The following is a 15952-nucleotide window of genomic DNA, read 5'->3' on the forward strand; positions in this document are numbered from 1 at the left end:
GCTAGCTCCCTTGCGTTTCGTCGGACCGGCCCGGGCGCGGGGGCACCGGGTCAAAACCTCCGGGATGGAATGGGTGGCAACGCCCGATTCTTCGAATCGTCAGCCACGTGCCGCGCAACGCGCCGTGGACGGCGACGGCCTCGAGGCCGTAGGCGCTGCACGAAGGATGGAAGCGGCAACGTGGACCCAGCAGAGGACTCACGTAGGCCCGGTAGAACCGGATAGGAGCCATCAGGATCCTGGCGGCCGGGGAAATCCCGGCGATATGCTGCGCCGTCATCATCGCCCATCCATGCGAGCCTTGGAAGGCTCTCGCCGCCTGAGTAAACGATCCAGCGCGACGTCGAGTTCGGCGGCAAGGCGCTCGCTTCGCGCGGACGCGGCCGGTGGATTGGCGCGTACAACCAGCAGGCTACCTCGCGGAAGACGGTGGAGACGGTCTCGCACGAGGTGTCTCAACTGACGTTTGACCCGATTTCGGGTAACCGAGCCGCCTACCGCACGGCTTACCACAAATCCCACCAAGGGGGATTCGTCTGTTTCTGCACGCATGCGCAAGTGCGCGACCAGGGTGGGACGGCCTGCTCGGCTTCCCTTTCTGACCGCGTCGGCGAACTCCTCGCCCCGGCGCATGCGGGACACGGACGGCAACACAGAGGACCTTGGTTGACCCTGGCAGGTACGGCCATCGCCCGCCGGCTTGCGGCCGACGGGCGACGGTTCGCTGCTGCCTCGGCCCGGCCGGTTGGCCGGGCACGACGGATGCGTCAGGCGGAGAGCTCTGCGCGGCCCTTGCGACGGCGGGCGGCCAGGATGGCGCGACCGGCGCGGGTGCGCATGCGCAGCCGGAAGCCGTGGGTCTTGGCGCGACGACGGTTGTTCGGCTGGAAAGTACGCTTGCTCACGAGTGGGCTCCAGGCTCAAGGCGCGTCCCCAGCACATGGGGACGCTCGACAATGGCTGGCCTGCCGGAAGCGGGGCATGCGAAATAGCCGCCGCGTGACAAGCCGACCGTCGTACGTTACGGGGAACGCGTGCCCCAGGTCAAACCAGAGAACACGCGGTTATAGGTTATCCACGAATCCACAGCCCCTTTATCCACCGGCGCCTCGCCGTCCACAGGATGTGCACTCAGCCTCCCCCACACTGCCACTAGGCTGTGGACAACGTCTTGAACACAGGCTGTGGACAGGGCTACTGTCGGCCCTTCCAGTCCCCAGTCTCCGCTGCCCGGACGTGCTGGACGGCGGGTGCGGGGCTGTGCACACCGTGTGGATTCGATGTGGATTCCAGGCGGCGACCCCGAGAGGGCAACAGGGGCGCCGACATGTGGACAACGGGGGAATCCGGTGTGCCCGGCGGCCATCGGTGTGGATAAACAGATCGCGGTGAGCTCGTGCGGGGGCCGCGTCGACAGGAGGATGGGCCGGGCATGGACGGAATGGACCTCGGCGAGGTGTGGGCGCGGGCGTTGGAGAACTCCCTCAACGGAAGCGTCCCCTCCCAGCAGCGCGTCTGGCTCGGTATGACCCGGCCCTTCGGCCTCATGAACGACACCGTGGTGCTCGCGGCCCCGACCGATTTCGCCAGAGATGTCCTGGAGAACAAGCTTCGTCCGCTGATCAGCCACGCCCTCTCCCAGGAATTCGGCCGCCCGATGCGGGTGGCGGTCATGGTCGACCCGAGCGCGGCGGGCCCGGAGCCGGGCGGCGTGCCGCGCCCGGAGACTTATCCCCAGAGCCAGCCGCAGGGTTATCCCCAGGCTGGGGGTTCCCAGCAGAGTTATACACAGCCGGTGACGTCCCAGCACCACAGCGTTTCCGGCGTCCAGCACCCCTACCAGGGGGCGGGCCCCACCCCCGCGTCGTCCACCGACTATCCACAGCGTCAGCCACAGGGGCAGGCGTTCTCCTACCCTTATCAACAGGGTGAGGAGCCCGCGCAGCCGTACCTCCCGGCGGATCCCCCGGCGTCGGCGCCGGTCGAGCAGAACACCGGGTACGGCCGCGGCGGCTACACCCCGCAGCCGTCGCCGCCCCGGCCGGAGTCCGACGGCTTCGAGCGGCCCTCGCAGGGTTTCGAGCGCCCGACCCCGTCCCAGGCGGCGGGGCCCGTGCAGAACAGATGGGACGGCAGGGGCGGCCGCACGCAGGGAGAACCCGCCCGCCTGAACCCGAAGTACACCTTCGAGACCTTCGTCATCGGCTCCAGCAACCGCTTCGCCCACGCCGCGGCGGTCGCGGTCGCCGAGGCGCCGGCCAAGGCCTACAACCCGCTGTTCATCTACGGTGACTCCGGCCTGGGCAAAACCCACCTGCTGCACGCGATCGGCCACTACGCGCAGAGCCTCTACGACGGCGCCCGGGTGAGATACGTCAGCTCGGAGGAGTTCACCAACGACTTCATCAACTCCATCCGCGACCACAAGGCCGACAACTTCCGCGGCCGCTACCGGGCCGTGGACATCCTGCTCGTGGACGACATCCAGTTCCTGGAGGGCAAGGAACAGACGCAGGAGGAGTTCTTCCACACCTTCAACACCCTGCACAACGCCAACAAGCAGATCGTCATCTCCAGCGACCGCGCCCCCAAGCAGCTGGTCACCCTGGAGGACCGGCTGCGCAACCGGTTCGAGTGGGGCCTGATCACCGACGTCCAGCCGCCCGAGCTGGAGACCCGCATCGCGATCCTGCGCAAGAAGGCGATCCAGGAGGGGCTGGCCGCGCCGCCCGAGGTGCTGGAGTACATCGCCAGCCGCATCTCCACCAACATCCGCGAACTCGAGGGCGCCCTGATCAGGGTCACCGCGTTCGCCAGCCTCAACCGGCAGTCGGTCGACCTGCAGCTCACCGAGGTCGTGCTCAAGGACCTGATCACCGAGGACGCCGGGTCGGAGATAACGATCGCCACGATCATGGCCTCGACCGCGGCGTACTTCGGCCTGTCGATCGACGACCTGTGCGGCGGGTCGCGCTCGCGCGTCCTGGTCACCGCCCGGCAGATCGCCATGTATCTGTGCAGGGAGCTGACCGACATGTCGCTGCCGAAGATCGGCCAGCAGTTCGGCGGCCGCGACCACACCACGGTCATGCACGCCGACCGGAAGATCCGTTCTCTCATGGCCGAGCGTCGATCGATCTACAACCAGGTCAACGAGCTGACCACGAGGATCAAGCAGCAGTCGCGCAATGGATGAGACTTCCCCCACCGTGATGCACAGGCTGTGGAAAACCTTGTGGATCAGCGGTACGGCCTCGGTGGATGACGGAGGGTGGATGTTCCGTCATGATCGTTCACGATTTGACCGGTTCGTCACGTCTCGGCGGCCTGGGGACAACTCTGGGGAGAACCTGGGGAGAACCTGGGGAGAACTCGTGGACATCCTGGGGACGCCCTGTGAAGAGAGTTTTCCCCAGGGACAAAACGACCTCATACCCCGTGGAGAACCTGGGGAAACCTCGTGGATAACCGGTGGACGAACGGCCCCCGATCTGGGGACGGCCTGTGTGCACAGCTCGGTTCTCCCCAGCCCGCCGAGTTCTCCACACCCTCCACCCACACCGCCGGTGGATGAAAAGACGACAGCTGAGCTGCGGAAACATAGGCTGTCCACAGTTTCCACCGCCCCTAATGCGATGACCCCTTGTATCTCTAACTAAGAAATCCAAGACCCATAGCAAGGGTTCCCGGGGAGCAAGCGTGCGGGACGGTGAACACTTGAACCCAAGGCACCGAGCGGACAGCGCTCGACACACAGGAGGCAGATCCACGTGATGTTCCGGATCGAGCGAGACGTGCTCGCTGAGGCGGTCGCATGGACGGCACGCAGCCTGCCGGCGCGCCCTTCCGTGCCGGTGCTCGCCGGCATGCGTCTTGAGGTGACGGACAAGGGGCAGCTCAAGCTCTCCGGTTTCGACTACGAGGTGTCCGCCGAGGTGACCCTCGAACCGCAGACCGGCGAGGCGGGCGTGGTGCTCGTCTCGGGCAGGCTCCTCGCCGAGATCACCAGGGCGCTGCCCGCCCAGCCCGTCGACTTCGTCGTCGAGGGCGCCAAGGCGGTCGTCACCTGCGGCAGCGCCCGGTTCACACTTCTCACCATGCCTGTGGAGGACTATCCCTCCCTGCCGACCATGCCCCCGGCCGCCGGACGGGTCGGCAGCGACGTGTTCGCCTCCGCGGTCGGCCAGGTCGCCGTCGCCGCGGGCAAGGACGACACGCTGCCGATGCTGACCGGCGTGCGCATGGAGATCGAGGGCGACACCGTCACCCTCGCCGCGACCGACCGCTACCGCCTCGCCGTCCGCGAGCTGAAGTGGCAGCCGGGCCAGCCCGACTTCTCCGCGGTCGCCATGATCCCCGGCAAGACGCTCGCCGACGCGGCCAAGGCGCTGGGGAGCACCGGCGCCGAGGTCGAGATCGCGATGAGCTCCGTCGGTGGCACCGGCGAGGGCATGATCGGTTTCTCCAGCGCCGGTCGCCGCACGACCACCCGCCTGCTCGACCCGGAGTTCCCCAAGTACCGCTCGCTGCTGCCGACGGAGTTCTCCGCCAAGGCCGAGCTGTCCACGGGCACCTTCGTCGAGGCCGTCAAGCGCGTGGCCCTGGTCGCCGAGCGCAACACCCCGGTGCGGCTGGCCTTCCGGGACGGCGAGGTCGTCCTGGAGGCGGGCAGCGGCGACGAGGCGCAGGCGGTCGAGGTGCTGCCGGTCGACTTCGAGGGCGACGACATCAACATCGCCTTCAACCACCAGTTCCTGCTGGAGGGGCTGGGCGCGATCGACTCCGACGTGGCCAGGCTGCAGATGACCACCTCGACCAAGCCGGCCATCCTCACCGGTGGAAAGCCCGTGGACGACGGGGGCGTTCCCGACTACCGCTACCTGATCATGCCCATCCGCCTGTCCAGCTGACGGGTCCCCGGGCCCTCGCCCGAGGCGGGTGAGCGGCGGACCGGGCCGGGTAGGAACGGGCGATGACCTCGATCATGGTGAAGGCGTGCCTCAACGGGAGCAGGAAGCCCGGTGACCACCCGGCACTCCCCCTGACCCCCCTGCAACTCGCTGAGGCGGCCCGTGAGGCTCGTGAGGCGGGTGCGGCGGCTGTTCACATGCACCCGCGCGACGAGGCGGGCAGGGAGTCTCTCAGCGCCGCCTGCGTCGGCGCGGCCGTGCGCGCCGTACGGCGGGCCTGTCCCGGTCTGCCCGTCGGGGTGAGCACGGGCCTGTGGATGACGGGCGGGGACGCCGGCGCGCGGGGCGAGGCCGTCAGGGGGTGGGCGGCGCTGCCCGGCGGGGAACGGCCCGATTTCGCCTCGGTGAACCTTTCCGAGCCCGGCTTCACCGGCCTGTGGCATGATCTTCGGCGGCTCGGCGTGGACGTCGAGGCCGGCGTCTGGTCGACCGGCGACGCCGAGGCGCTCGCCGCGACCGGGCTGGAGTGCGTGCGGGTGCTCGTCGAGATCATCGGGGGCGCCCCGGACACGGCCGTGTCCCGGGCGCACGCCGTGCTGCGCCGGCTCGACGAACTGGCCGTCGCCGGCCCGCGGCTTCTCCACGGAGAAGGGGAACCCGCCTGGATACTTGTCGACGAGGCCGGGCAGTTGGGACTGGCCACGCGCATCGGTCTGGAAGACGTTCTCCACAGCCCTGTGGGCGAGCCGGTCGGCGGAAACGCCGACCTGGTACGACTCGCGCTGGCGCGCCTGGTGTAGGTGGATGATGGAACCCTGAAGGGGGTGCTCGTATGCAGATCGGCATGATCGGGCTGGGCAAGATGGGCGGCAACATGGCCGAGCGGCTGCGCCGCGGCGGCCACGACGTCGTCGGCTACGACCGGGACCCGGCGGCCAGTGACGTCTCCAGCCTGAAGGAGCTGGTCGACCGGCTTCAGGAGCCGCGCGCCGTGTGGGTCATGGTGCCCGCGGGCGCGCCGACCCAGGCGACGGTCGAGGAGCTCGGCACCCTGCTGTCGCCCGGGGACGTCGTGGTCGACGGCGGCAACTCGCACTACCTCGACGACCAGAAGCACGCCGCCGACCTCGGCGCCAAGGGGATCGGCTTCGTCGACTGCGGGGTGAGCGGCGGCGTCTGGGGCCTGGAGAACGGTTATGCCCTGATGGTCGGCGGAGGCGACGCCGACATCGAGCGGCTGAGGCCGGTCTTCGACACCCTCCGGCCCGCGGAGGGCGGCTTCGTCCACGCGGGAGCCGTCGGCGCCGGCCACTTCGCGAAGATGGTCCACAACGGCATCGAGTACGGCATGATGCAGGCCTTCGCCGAGGGCTGGGAGCTGCTGGAGGCCTCCGACGTCGTGACCGACGTGCCGGGCGCGTTCAGCAGCTGGCGGCACGGCACCGTCATCCGCTCCTGGCTGCTGGACCTCATGGTCCGCGCGCTCGACCAGGACCCGGAGCTGGCCGACCTCAGGGGCTACGCCGAGGACTCCGGCGAGGGCAGGTGGACGGTCCAGGCGGCCGTCGACCACGCGGTCCCGCTGCCGGTCATCACCGCCGCGCTGTACGCCAGGTTCGCCTCCCGGCAGGAGGACCCGCCGGCCATGAAGGTGATCGCGGCCCTGCGCAACCAGTTCGGCGGCCACGCGGTCACCTCCAAGGAGGGGGAGACCGGCAGGGGCGCGGACGCCCCCGGCGCCGACGTCACCCCGCCGGTCGAGGCCGACAGGTAGCGATCCGGGTTTCGGGGCGGCCCGTTTCCGGGGTTTCCGGTTGCGGGCTCCCGGGACTCCCCGTCGCGCGCGGGTTCTCCCGAGGTCTCCCCGGGTTTTCCGGTTCCTCCGGGTTCTCCACAGGCGGGTGCGGGCTTTCCACCTGTTCGCGCGGGCGGCGGCCGTACGGGCACGGTGGGGCCCCGGCGGCGGGTCCGGACGGCTAGTCTTCCTGAGGTGCATGTCGCCCACCTCTCGCTGACCGACTTCCGGTCCTACGACACCGTGGAGCTCGGCCTGGAGCCGGGCGTCACGGCGTTCGTCGGGCCGAACGGGCAGGGCAAGACCAACCTGGTCGAGGCGCTGGGCTACGTCGCCACGCAGTCCAGCCACCGGGTCGCCAACGACGGGCCGCTGGTGCGTCACGGCGCCGCGCGCGCGGTCGTGCGGTCCGTGGTCGTGCGCGAGGACCGGCGGGCCCTGATCGAGCTGGAGATCAATCCCGGGCGGGCGAACCGGGCCAGGCTGAACCGCGCGCCCGTGTCCCGCCCGCGTGACGTCATCGGCATGCTGCGCACGGTCCTGTTCGCTCCCGAGGACCTCGCCATGGTCAAGGGCGACCCCTCCGAACGGCGCCGCTATCTCGACGATCTGCTGGTGGCCAGGACGCCCCGTTTCGCGGGGGTCCGCGCCGACTACGACCGGGTGCTCAAGCAGCGTGGCGCCCTGCTGCGCACGGCGGCGCAGTCACGGCGGGGCGGCCGGAGCGGCCGGAGCGGGCGGCGGGCCGAGAACGACTCGGCGTTCGCCGCCGCGGGGGCAGGAGACCCGCTGAGCACCCTGGACGTCTGGGACGCGCACCTGGCCAGGCACGGCGCCGAACTGCTCGCCGCCAGGCTCGACCTGATCGAGGAGCTGCGGCCGCGGGTCGCGGCCTCGTACGCCGCGCTCGCGCCCGGTTCGGCGCCGGCGTGCCTCGACTACCGGGGCACCCTGCCCGTGACGGAGCCGGTGGGGGCGGAGCCGGTGGTGACGGAGACGGGGCGGGAGGACCTGGAGAAGCGGCTGCGGGCCGCCCTGCTCGAGGTCCGCGGCTCCGAGCTGGAGCGCGGCGTCACGCTCGTCGGCCCGCACCGCGACGACCTGTTCCTGGGGCTGGGAGAGCTGCCCGCGCGGGGCTACGCCAGCCACGGCGAGTCGTGGTCGTTCGCGCTGGCGCTCAGGCTGGCCGCCTACGACCTGCTCAGGGCCGACGGCGGCGATCCCGTGCTGATCCTCGACGACGTCTTCGCCGAGCTGGACAGTCAGCGCCGCCGCCGCCTGGCCGAGATCGTGGCCCCCGCGGAGCAGGTGCTGATCACCGCCGCGGTCGCCGCCGACGTGCCCGGCGAGCTGACCGGCGCCCGTTTCGACGTCGCCGAGGGGAAGGTGAACCGTGTCCGATGACAGGCCCGGCGCGCCCGGCGCCGTACCGTCCCCGTCCCCGTCCCCGTCACTGTCTCCGTCACTGTCCCCGTCGTCGGCGGCGTCACCCGGGTGGGAGGCGGCGGAGCCCGGATCGGCCAGGAGCGCGGCGGCCAAGGGCGCCGCGCTGGCGAGGGAGAAGCTGGCCCAGGCCAGGGCCGACGCCGCCAAGCGCGGGCAGCTGCCCCGGCGCGAGCCACGGCGCAGGGCGCAGGGGCCGCGCAGGGACCACGGCGACCCCCAGCTCTTCGGCAGGGCCATCTCCGACCTGCTCGCCGACCGGGGCTGGGAGCAGTCCGTCGCGGTCGGCGGGGTGTTCGGCCGCTGGAAGGAGATCGTCGGCCCCGATCTGGCCGCGCACACCACGCCGGAGACCTTCGCCGACGGAGAGGTCCTGGTGGCGGCGGACTCGACCGCCTGGGCCACGCAGGTCAGGCTGCTGGCGAGGACGCTGGTCAGGCGGTTGAATGAGGAACTGGGCGACGGGACCGTGCAGCGGGTGAAGGTGCGGGGCCCGGTGAACGGGCCGCGACCCAGCGGTGGCCTGCGCGTCACCGGCAGCCGCGGTCCGGGCGACACCTACGGGTGACCCGCAACCCGGAAAACGGATCAGCGGCCTTTCTGGCGCGATGAGCCCCCTCCCTGTAGGGGGATGTTCAAGCGGAGGGTGGACGCGCGACAGAGGCTTCCAGAGCCCGTCAATGCCACACGACCCGTTCCGAGCCGCTAGAATGAAATCGAATTCCGGACACGTCCACTTGCGTGATCACCCCGGCCTCCGGTCGACTCCCCTGGGTGAACGCATCGGGGCATTCACGACGGTGACGGGCACGGCGGGGCTGACAGGCTCTCTCGCCGCGTGTCCGCGGCAGGAGGATTTCGCACTTGTCCTACGACGCTAGCTCAATCACCGTACTCGAAGGACTCGAGGCGGTCCGTAAGCGCCCAGGCATGTACATCGGCTCGACCGGTGAACGTGGTCTGCACCACCTCGTCTACGAGGTCGTGGACAACTCCGTCGACGAGGCCCTGGCCGGGCACGCCGACAGGATCGAGGTGACCCTCCTCGCGGACAACGGCGTGCGGGTCGTCGACAACGGCCGAGGCATTCCCGTCGGCATCGTCGAGGCGGAGGGCCGTCCCGCCGTCGAGGTCGTCCTGACCGTGTTGCACGCGGGCGGCAAGTTCGACAGCAAGTCGTACGCCGTCTCCGGCGGTCTGCACGGCGTCGGCGTCTCGGTGGTGAACGCCCTGTCCACGGCGCTGGAGGTGGAGATCCGCACCGACGGCCATCACTGGCGGCAGAGCTACTCCCACTCCAAGCCGACCGCCCCCCTGGCGAAGGGGGAACCGACCGAGGAGACCGGCACCTCGATCACCTTCTGGGCCGACGACACCATCTTCGAGACCACCACGTGGAGTTTCGAGACGCTCTCGCGCCGCTTCCAGGAGATGGCCTTCCTGAACAAGGGCCTGACGATCTCACTGCGTGACGAGCGGCCCGACCACGTCGTCAACGGCGAGCCCGCCGAGGCGATCTACCACTACGAGGGCGGTCTTTCCGACTTCGTCCAGCACCTGAACTCCAAGAAGGAAGCCGCGCACGTCTCGGTGATCGACTTCGAGGAGCACGGCGAGGGCATCTCCGTCGAGATCGCCATGCAGTGGAACAACTCCTACAGCGAGTCGGTCTACACCTTCGCCAACACCATCAACACCGCGGAGGGCGGCACCCACGAGGAGGGCTTCCGCGCGGCGCTGACGTCGATCGTCAACCGCTACGCGCGCGAGCAGAAGTTCCTCAAGGAGGGCAAGGACGACAACCTCACCGGTGAGGACATCCGCGAGGGTCTCACCGCGATCATCTCGGTGAAGCTGGCCGACCCGCAGTTCGAGGGCCAGACCAAGACCAAGCTGGGCAACACCGAGGCCAAGTCGTTCGTGCAGAAGGCCTGCAACGACCACCTGCGCGACTGGTTCGAGCGCAACCCCGGCGAGGCCAAGGACGTCATCAACAAGTCCCTGCAGGCCTCCCGCGCCCGCATCGCGGCCCGCCAGGCCCGCGACCTCACCCGGCGCAAGTCGCTGCTCGAGTCGGGCTCGGGCCTGCCGGGCAAGCTGGCCGACTGCCAGTGGAGCGATCCGGAGAAGTGCGAGCTGTTCATTGTCGAGGGCGACTCGGCCGGCGGCTCGGCCAAGGGCGGCCGCGACTCCAAGTACCAGGCCATCCTGCCCATCCGCGGCAAGATCCTGAACGTGGAGAAGGCCCGCATCGACAAGGTGCTGAAGAACGCCGAGGTCCAGGCGCTGATCACCGCCATGGGCGCCGGCGTTCACGACGAGTTCGACATCGCCAAGCTCCGCTACCACAAGCTCATCCTGATGGCGGACGCCGACGTCGACGGCCAGCACATCAACACGCTGCTGCTGACGCTGCTGTTCCGTTTCATGCGCCCGCTGATCGAGGCCGGGCACGTCTACCTGTCCCAGCCGCCGCTCTACAAGATCAAGTGGGACCGTCGCGGCGAGGACGCCTCCTACGCCTACTCCGACCGCGAACGCGACGCGATCATCGACGACGGCATCCAGCGGGGCAAGCGCGACCCGCGCCTGCACGACGGCATCCAGCGGTTCAAGGGTCTGGGCGAGATGAACGCCGGCCAGCTCTGGGACACCACGATGAACCCCGACACCCGCGTGCTCCTCCAGGTCACCCTCGACGACGCCGCCCAGGCCGACGAGCTGTTCAGCGTTCTCATGGGTGAGGACGTCGAGGCTCGCCGCTCCTTCATCATCAGGAACGCGCGAGACGTCCGTTTCCTCGATGTGTAGCGGCAGCCGTACAGACCTCTCTTTCGAAAAGGACTCTCACCCGTGACGGAAGTGAACACTCCGCCCACAGAGCAGCGCATCGAACCGGTCGACATCCAGTCGGAGATGCAGCGCAGCTACATGGACTACGCGATGTCCGTCATCGTGTCCCGCGCGCTGCCCGACGTCCGCGACGGGCTCAAGCCGGTGCACCGCCGCGTGCTCTACGCCATGTACGACGGCGGCTACCGTCCCGACCGCGGTTACTTCAAGTGCTCGCGCGTCGTCGGCGACGTGATGGGCTCCTACCACCCGCACGGCGACTCCTCGATCTACGGCACCGTCGTACGGCTCGCCCAGCCCTGGGCGCTGCGCTACACCCTGGTCGACGGCCAGGGCAACTTCGGGTCGCCGGGCAACGACATGCCCGCCGCCATGCGATACACCGAGTGCAAGCTCGCGCCGATCGCCATGGAGATGATCCGTGACATCGACAAGGACACCGTCGACTTCCAGCCCAACTACGACGGCCGTTCCCAGGAGCCGCTGGTCCTGCCGTCGAGGTTCCCGAACCTCCTGGTCAACGGATCGACCGGCATCGCGGTCGGCATGGCGACGAACATCCCGCCGCACAACCTGCGCGAGGTGTCCGACGGCGTCAAGTGGGCCCTGCAGAACCCCGAGGCCGACGACGACGAGCTCCTCGAGGCTCTGATCGCCCGGATCAAGGGGCCCGACTTCCCGACCGGCGCCCTGATCGTCGGCCGCCGGGGCATCGACGACGCCTACCGCACCGGCCGCGGCTCGATCACCATGCGGGCGATCGTCGAGGTCGAGGAGGACGCCAAGGGCCGCCAGTGCCTGGTCGTCACCGAACTGCCCTACATGGTCAACCCGGACAACCTCGCGCTGTCGATCGCCGAGTCGGTCAAGGACGGCCGGATCAGCGGCATCGCCGACGTCCGCGACGAGAGCTCCTCCCGGGTCGGCCAGCGCCTGGTCATCGTGCTCAAGCGCGACGCGGTCGCCAAGGTCGTGCTGAACAACCTCTACAAGCACACCCAGCTGCAGACCACCTTCGGCGCCAACATGCTGGCGCTGGTCGACGGCGTGCCGCGGACCCTGCGCCTGGACCAGTTCGTCCGCCACTACATCACCCACCAGATCGAGGTCGTGGTCCGCAGGACGCGCTACCTCCTGCGCAAGGCCGAGGAGCGGGCCCACATCCTGCGCGCGCTGCTCAAGGCGCTCGACCGGATGGACGAGGTCATCGCGCTGATCCGGCGCTCGCCGTCGGCCGCCGCCGCCCAGGGCGCCCTCATCACGCTCCTGGAGATCGACGAGGTCCAGGCGCAGGCCATCCTCGACATGCAGCTGCGCAAGCTGGCCGCCCTGGAGCGGCAGCAGATCACCGACGAGTACGACGCGCTGATGGTCCACATCATCGACTACCAGGAGATCCTGGCCTCGCCGGAGCGGCAGCGGACGATCGTCTTCGACGAGCTCTCGGAGATCACCTCCAAGTACGGCGACGACCGCAAGACGGACATCATCGCCTACGAGGGCGACATGTCGATCGAGGACCTCCTCGCCGAGGAGGACATGGTCGTCACGATCACCCGCGGCGGCTACGCCAAGCGCACCAACACCGACCTCTACCGCGCGCAGAAGCGCGGCGGCAAGGGCGTGCGCGGCGCGCAGCTGCGCCAGGACGACATCGTCGACCACTTCTTCGTCACCACGACCCACCACTGGCTGCTGTTCTTCACCAACAAGGGCCGCGTCTACCGGGTCAAGGCGTATGAGCTTCCCGACTCGGGCAGGGACGCCCGCGGCCAGCACCTGGCCAACCTGCTGGCCATGCAGCCGGACGAGGTCGTCATGGAGGTGCTGGACCTGCGTGACTACGAGGTCGCGCCGTACCTCGTGCTGGCCACGCGGAGCGGTCTGGTGAAGAAGACCCGGCTGTCGGAATACGACTCGCCGCGCTCGGGTGGCCTCATCGCCATCAATCTACGGGAAGATGACGAGGTGATCGCCGCCAGACTGGTCTCCGAGGACGACGACCTCCTGCTGGTCTCCCGCGGCGCGCAGTCCATCCGCTTCACCGCCTCCGACGAGGCCCTGCGGCCGATGGGCCGGGCGACCAGCGGTGTGATCGGCATGCGTTTCCTCGAAGGTGACGAACTTCTGGCGATGAACCGGATCGCGGACGGCGATGATGTGTTGATCGCGACCGAGGGTGGGTATGCCAAGCGCACACCCGCCGATCAGTACCCTGTGCAGGGAAGAGGCGGCAAGGGTGTCCTGACCGCCAAGATCGTTAGCGCTCGTGGCAAGCTGGTTGGGGCTGTCATGGTCAGTTCGGAGGACGAGGTCTTCGCGATCACGTCCGCCGGCGGGGTTATCCGGACCAGCGCAGGGGAGATCAAACAGTCTGGTCGCCAGACCATGGGGGTGCGTCTGATGAATCTGGTGGAGGGCGACAGCGTCGTGGCTCTCGCCCGCAACGCCGAGGCGTTGGAGACTGAGGAAAACGGGGAAGGTGAGTAGCCCGTGAGCTCTCAGTCCAGGCCTGGACCACGTCCTGCATCCTCGTCGACACGCGATCAGGTGACCGCGAAGATGGACAAGGCCACCGGACCGGACCCCGCGGAGGTGGTCGAGTCGCCGGCAGACGGTGGTAAGCCCACGCCGGAGACCGATAATTCGGTAACCGACGATTTCAAGGGCAGGCAGAGTGTGACCGCCATCGAGGACGGCAAGACAAGCGACAACACAACACGCATACGCCCGGCGGCTCCGGAGTCCGGAAACGCCGCCTGGACACCGGGAGGGCTGTCGGGGCCGCCTCCGGCACCGGACAGGCCGGACAGCAAGAAGACGTCCGACACCTCCCCGAGAGCGCCTCGCAAGGCCCACCTGGTGCTGCGCAGGGTGGAGCCGTGGTCGGCCATGAAGTTCAGCTTCGTGGTCTCACTGGTCTGCTTCGTGGTGCTGTTCGTCGCGGTCGCGGTGCTCTACATGGTGCTGAACGGCCTGGGCGTGTTCGACAACATCATCCAGACGGTCAACCAGTTCACCGTCTCGGACGGCAAGCCCTCGGCCAGCGGCTTCGACATCGCCTCCTGGTTCGAGCCGGTCCGCATCCTCGGCTACACCGCCCTGATCGGCGCCGTGAACGTCGTGCTGATCACGGCCCTGGCCACCCTCGGCTCGGTGATCTACAACATCGCCTCCGACCTGGTCGGCGGCGTCGAGGTCACCTTCAGCGAGGCCGAGTAGGCGTCCGCCGCCATGTCCCCGGCCTGCGGACCGGGGACATGGCGCAAGCGGGTGCCGGAACAGGGTAAGCTTTTCCCTGTTCGAGCGGACGGAATCAAACGGATTCGCCTCAGCGGGGTGAATGCGATACCGTTCTCGCACGTGACAAGGGGCTATAGCTCAGACGGTTAGAGCGCTTCCCTGATAAGGAAGAGGTCCCAGGTTCAAGTCCTGGTAGCCCCACATAGTAATCCCAGCTCAGAGGCTAGATCCCAAGATCGTGGATCTGGCCTCTTGATCGTTTGTTAGCCGTTTGTTAGCGGGATCGCCCCCGACCAGGTGACAGAGATCAGTCCACATCGACAGCAGGCGGATGTCGGGTAACCCCTTGTCCCCGGGGTGGTGAACATCTCGGGCGCGTTTCTCGGCAGCCTATTCATGCTCATTCCGACTACCTGGCACCCTTCGATCGCTTCAGCGGGATGATGCTCTGATGGGCCAGTCGCTTGCCACCCAGTTCCTCCACAGCGACCTGGACATCCCCTGCCCGGCGTGCCGGTACATCATGTGGGTGCGCTGGTCGGAGATCGTCGCTCAGTGCGTCATCACCTGTCCGTGCTGCCGGATCGACGTACGGCTGACCGACGGCGAAGGCGGCATGCAGACCGCTGGTAGCGCCATCGAGCAGCAGATCAACCAAGCCCTGAAAGGCCTGTTCGGATGAGGTACCAGCAGGACCTGCAAGTCGCCCTTCGTGATCGGCTGCGTCGTGTCATGACCGAGCACTTTATGACGGCGGGGCATCAGGTCCGACTGATCGTCGATTGGATCGCCACACAACCTCCACTGGTTGCGATCCTTGCGGAGGCACAGCGGGCGGAACCAGATCTGGATCTGGATGAGTTCATCAAGTCATTCGAACGGGTATTCACATGGTCGAGCCGGACCGAGGAAGGTCAGGCAGCGCTCATCTGGAAACTCATGCAGCAGGTGGCGGATGAAGACCGGAAGGGTGAGGGATCCCGGCAAACCATTATCAGCTACGCGAGCACGCTCAGCAGCCGTAGAGATCTCAATGACAACTGGCGAGAATTCGCTGAGCGAGTCCTGGCTCCGCTGTTTGAGTTTCTGTCCGAGCGGGTTGGTGTGGCGAGCAGTGTCCTCTACGTGCTCGAACGTTATGTGCGTCAGGTGGAGTGGTTCGACCGCGAGAAACTTCACGCGCGCTTCAAGGAGCACAGTCGAACCGGTGAGGAGATCTACAACCTTGATCTCCAGCGGTTTCTCTTTCTGGACGGAAACTACATCACCCATGCCAAGCCACGATCCGCTTCAGGTGAGGCTGACCTGATCGGTGGGCTGGAGACTCACGATCCCTTGATCTGTGACGGGAAGATCTTCGATGGAAGCGGACGGGGAAAGAGCTACCTTGCCAAGGGCTTCAACCAGATCGTCCAGTATGCCCAAGACCACTAGAAGAACGTCGCCTACCTGGTCGTGTTCAACGTCACCGATCGAGTCCTTGAGTTCCCGTCCGAAGGCATCGACAAGGCATGGCCGCCCTTCGTGGAGATGTTCGGTGTTCGTGTCTACTTCATTGTGATTCGTGCCTACCCACCCCAGGCCACCGCGAGCAAGCTGGGGAAGGCTAGCCCGAGTGTCATCACGCGAGACGATCTTGTTAATCCTGATGCCGATTGATCACCAGCCACGGATGGACTCAGGCAGACCTTCGCCCCTATTCGCCGAA

The 15952-nt window shown here is 67.9% G+C and carries 15 protein-coding genes and 1 tRNA gene; 13 read left to right on the forward strand and 3 right to left on the reverse strand.

All coding sequences use genetic code 11. The features are described from left to right. Window position 1: 1 nt before the first annotated feature. The 3 genes from yidD to rpmH form a co-directional block, all read right to left on the reverse strand. The gene (gene yidD, locus AB0N02_RS27100; protein WP_363952176.1) at window positions 2-280 is read right to left on the reverse strand and encodes a membrane protein insertion efficiency factor YidD; all 279 of its coding nucleotides are present in this window, start codon (window positions 278-280) and stop codon (window positions 2-4) included. Further along, window positions 280-654: a ribonuclease P protein component gene (rnpA, locus tag AB0N02_RS27105; RefSeq protein WP_363951952.1), complete on the reverse strand. Its 375-nt coding sequence runs from the start codon at window positions 652-654 to the stop codon at window positions 280-282. The genes yidD and rnpA overlap by 1 nt, the downstream gene beginning before the upstream one ends. 113 nt (window positions 655-767) lie before the next feature. After that, window positions 768-905, reverse strand: coding sequence for a 50S ribosomal protein L34 (gene rpmH / locus AB0N02_RS27110; RefSeq protein WP_010849920.1), 138 nt, complete (start codon window positions 903-905; stop codon window positions 768-770). 527 nt (window positions 906-1432) lie between these two features. Here rpmH and dnaA point away from each other — a divergent pair. The 13 genes from dnaA to AB0N02_RS27175 all read left to right on the forward strand — a co-directional run bounded on the left by dnaA (window position 1433) and on the right by AB0N02_RS27175 (window position 15903). Beyond that, window positions 1433-3196, forward strand: a complete 1764-nt coding sequence (gene dnaA, locus AB0N02_RS27115; protein WP_363951956.1) for a chromosomal replication initiator protein DnaA — start codon at window positions 1433-1435, stop codon at window positions 3194-3196. Between the two features lie 574 nt (window positions 3197-3770). Further along, window positions 3771-4910 carry a DNA polymerase III subunit beta gene (gene dnaN / locus AB0N02_RS27120; RefSeq protein ID WP_363951959.1) on the forward strand — a complete coding sequence of 380 codons (1140 nt, stop codon included), beginning with the start codon at window positions 3771-3773 and terminating at the stop codon, window positions 4908-4910. Window positions 4911-4972: 62 nt separating this feature from the next. Next, window positions 4973-5710 carry a 3-keto-5-aminohexanoate cleavage protein gene (locus AB0N02_RS27125; protein ID WP_363951962.1) on the forward strand — a complete coding sequence of 246 codons (738 nt, stop codon included), beginning with the start codon at window positions 4973-4975 and terminating at the stop codon, window positions 5708-5710. Window positions 5711-5742: 32 nt separating this feature from the next. Further along, entirely contained in the window at window positions 5743-6684 is a 942-nt protein-coding gene (gene gnd, locus AB0N02_RS27130; protein WP_363951965.1) for a phosphogluconate dehydrogenase (NAD(+)-dependent, decarboxylating), read from the forward strand. A 216-nt stretch (window positions 6685-6900) separates the two neighbouring features. After that, window positions 6901-8109 carry a DNA replication/repair protein RecF gene (gene recF / locus AB0N02_RS27135; RefSeq protein WP_363951968.1) on the forward strand — a complete coding sequence of 403 codons (1209 nt, stop codon included), beginning with the start codon at window positions 6901-6903 and terminating at the stop codon, window positions 8107-8109. Further along, on the forward strand, window positions 8099-8716 hold the full coding sequence (locus AB0N02_RS27140) for a DciA family protein (RefSeq protein ID WP_363951971.1): 618 nt from the start codon (window positions 8099-8101) through the stop codon (window positions 8714-8716). The genes recF and AB0N02_RS27140 overlap by 11 nt, the downstream gene beginning before the upstream one ends. Window positions 8717-9012: 296 nt before the next feature. Continuing rightward, window positions 9013-10959, forward strand: coding sequence for a DNA topoisomerase (ATP-hydrolyzing) subunit B (gene gyrB / locus AB0N02_RS27145; protein ID WP_363951974.1), 1947 nt, complete (start codon window positions 9013-9015; stop codon window positions 10957-10959). 42 nt (window positions 10960-11001) lie between these two features. Continuing rightward, a complete protein-coding gene (gene gyrA, locus AB0N02_RS27150; protein ID WP_363951977.1) occupies window positions 11002-13491 on the forward strand; it encodes a DNA gyrase subunit A in 2490 nt (829 codons plus the stop codon). A gap of 60 nt (window positions 13492-13551) precedes the next feature. Further along, on the forward strand, window positions 13552-14223 hold the full coding sequence (locus tag AB0N02_RS27155; RefSeq protein WP_363951980.1) for a DUF3566 domain-containing protein: 672 nt from the start codon (window positions 13552-13554) through the stop codon (window positions 14221-14223). A 148-nt stretch (window positions 14224-14371) separates the two neighbouring features. After that, window positions 14372-14445, forward strand: a tRNA-Ile gene (locus AB0N02_RS27160). 250 nt (window positions 14446-14695) lie between these two features. Continuing rightward, window positions 14696-14926 carry a hypothetical protein gene (locus tag AB0N02_RS27165; RefSeq protein ID WP_363951982.1) on the forward strand — a complete coding sequence of 77 codons (231 nt, stop codon included), beginning with the start codon at window positions 14696-14698 and terminating at the stop codon, window positions 14924-14926. Beyond that, window positions 14923-15678, forward strand: coding sequence for a hypothetical protein (locus tag AB0N02_RS27170; RefSeq protein WP_363951984.1), 756 nt, complete (start codon window positions 14923-14925; stop codon window positions 15676-15678). The genes AB0N02_RS27165 and AB0N02_RS27170 overlap by 4 nt, the downstream gene beginning before the upstream one ends. Window positions 15679-15699: 21 nt before the next feature. Beyond that, window positions 15700-15903 (forward strand): hypothetical protein, encoded by a 204-nt coding sequence (locus AB0N02_RS27175; protein WP_363951987.1) that lies wholly within the window; start codon window positions 15700-15702, stop codon window positions 15901-15903. The last annotated feature ends 49 nt before the right edge of the window (window positions 15904-15952 follow it).

The sequence above is a fragment of the Streptosporangium sp. NPDC051022 genome (assembly GCF_040683035.1).
Taxonomy (GTDB): Bacteria; Actinomycetota; Actinomycetes; order Streptosporangiales; family Streptosporangiaceae; genus Streptosporangium.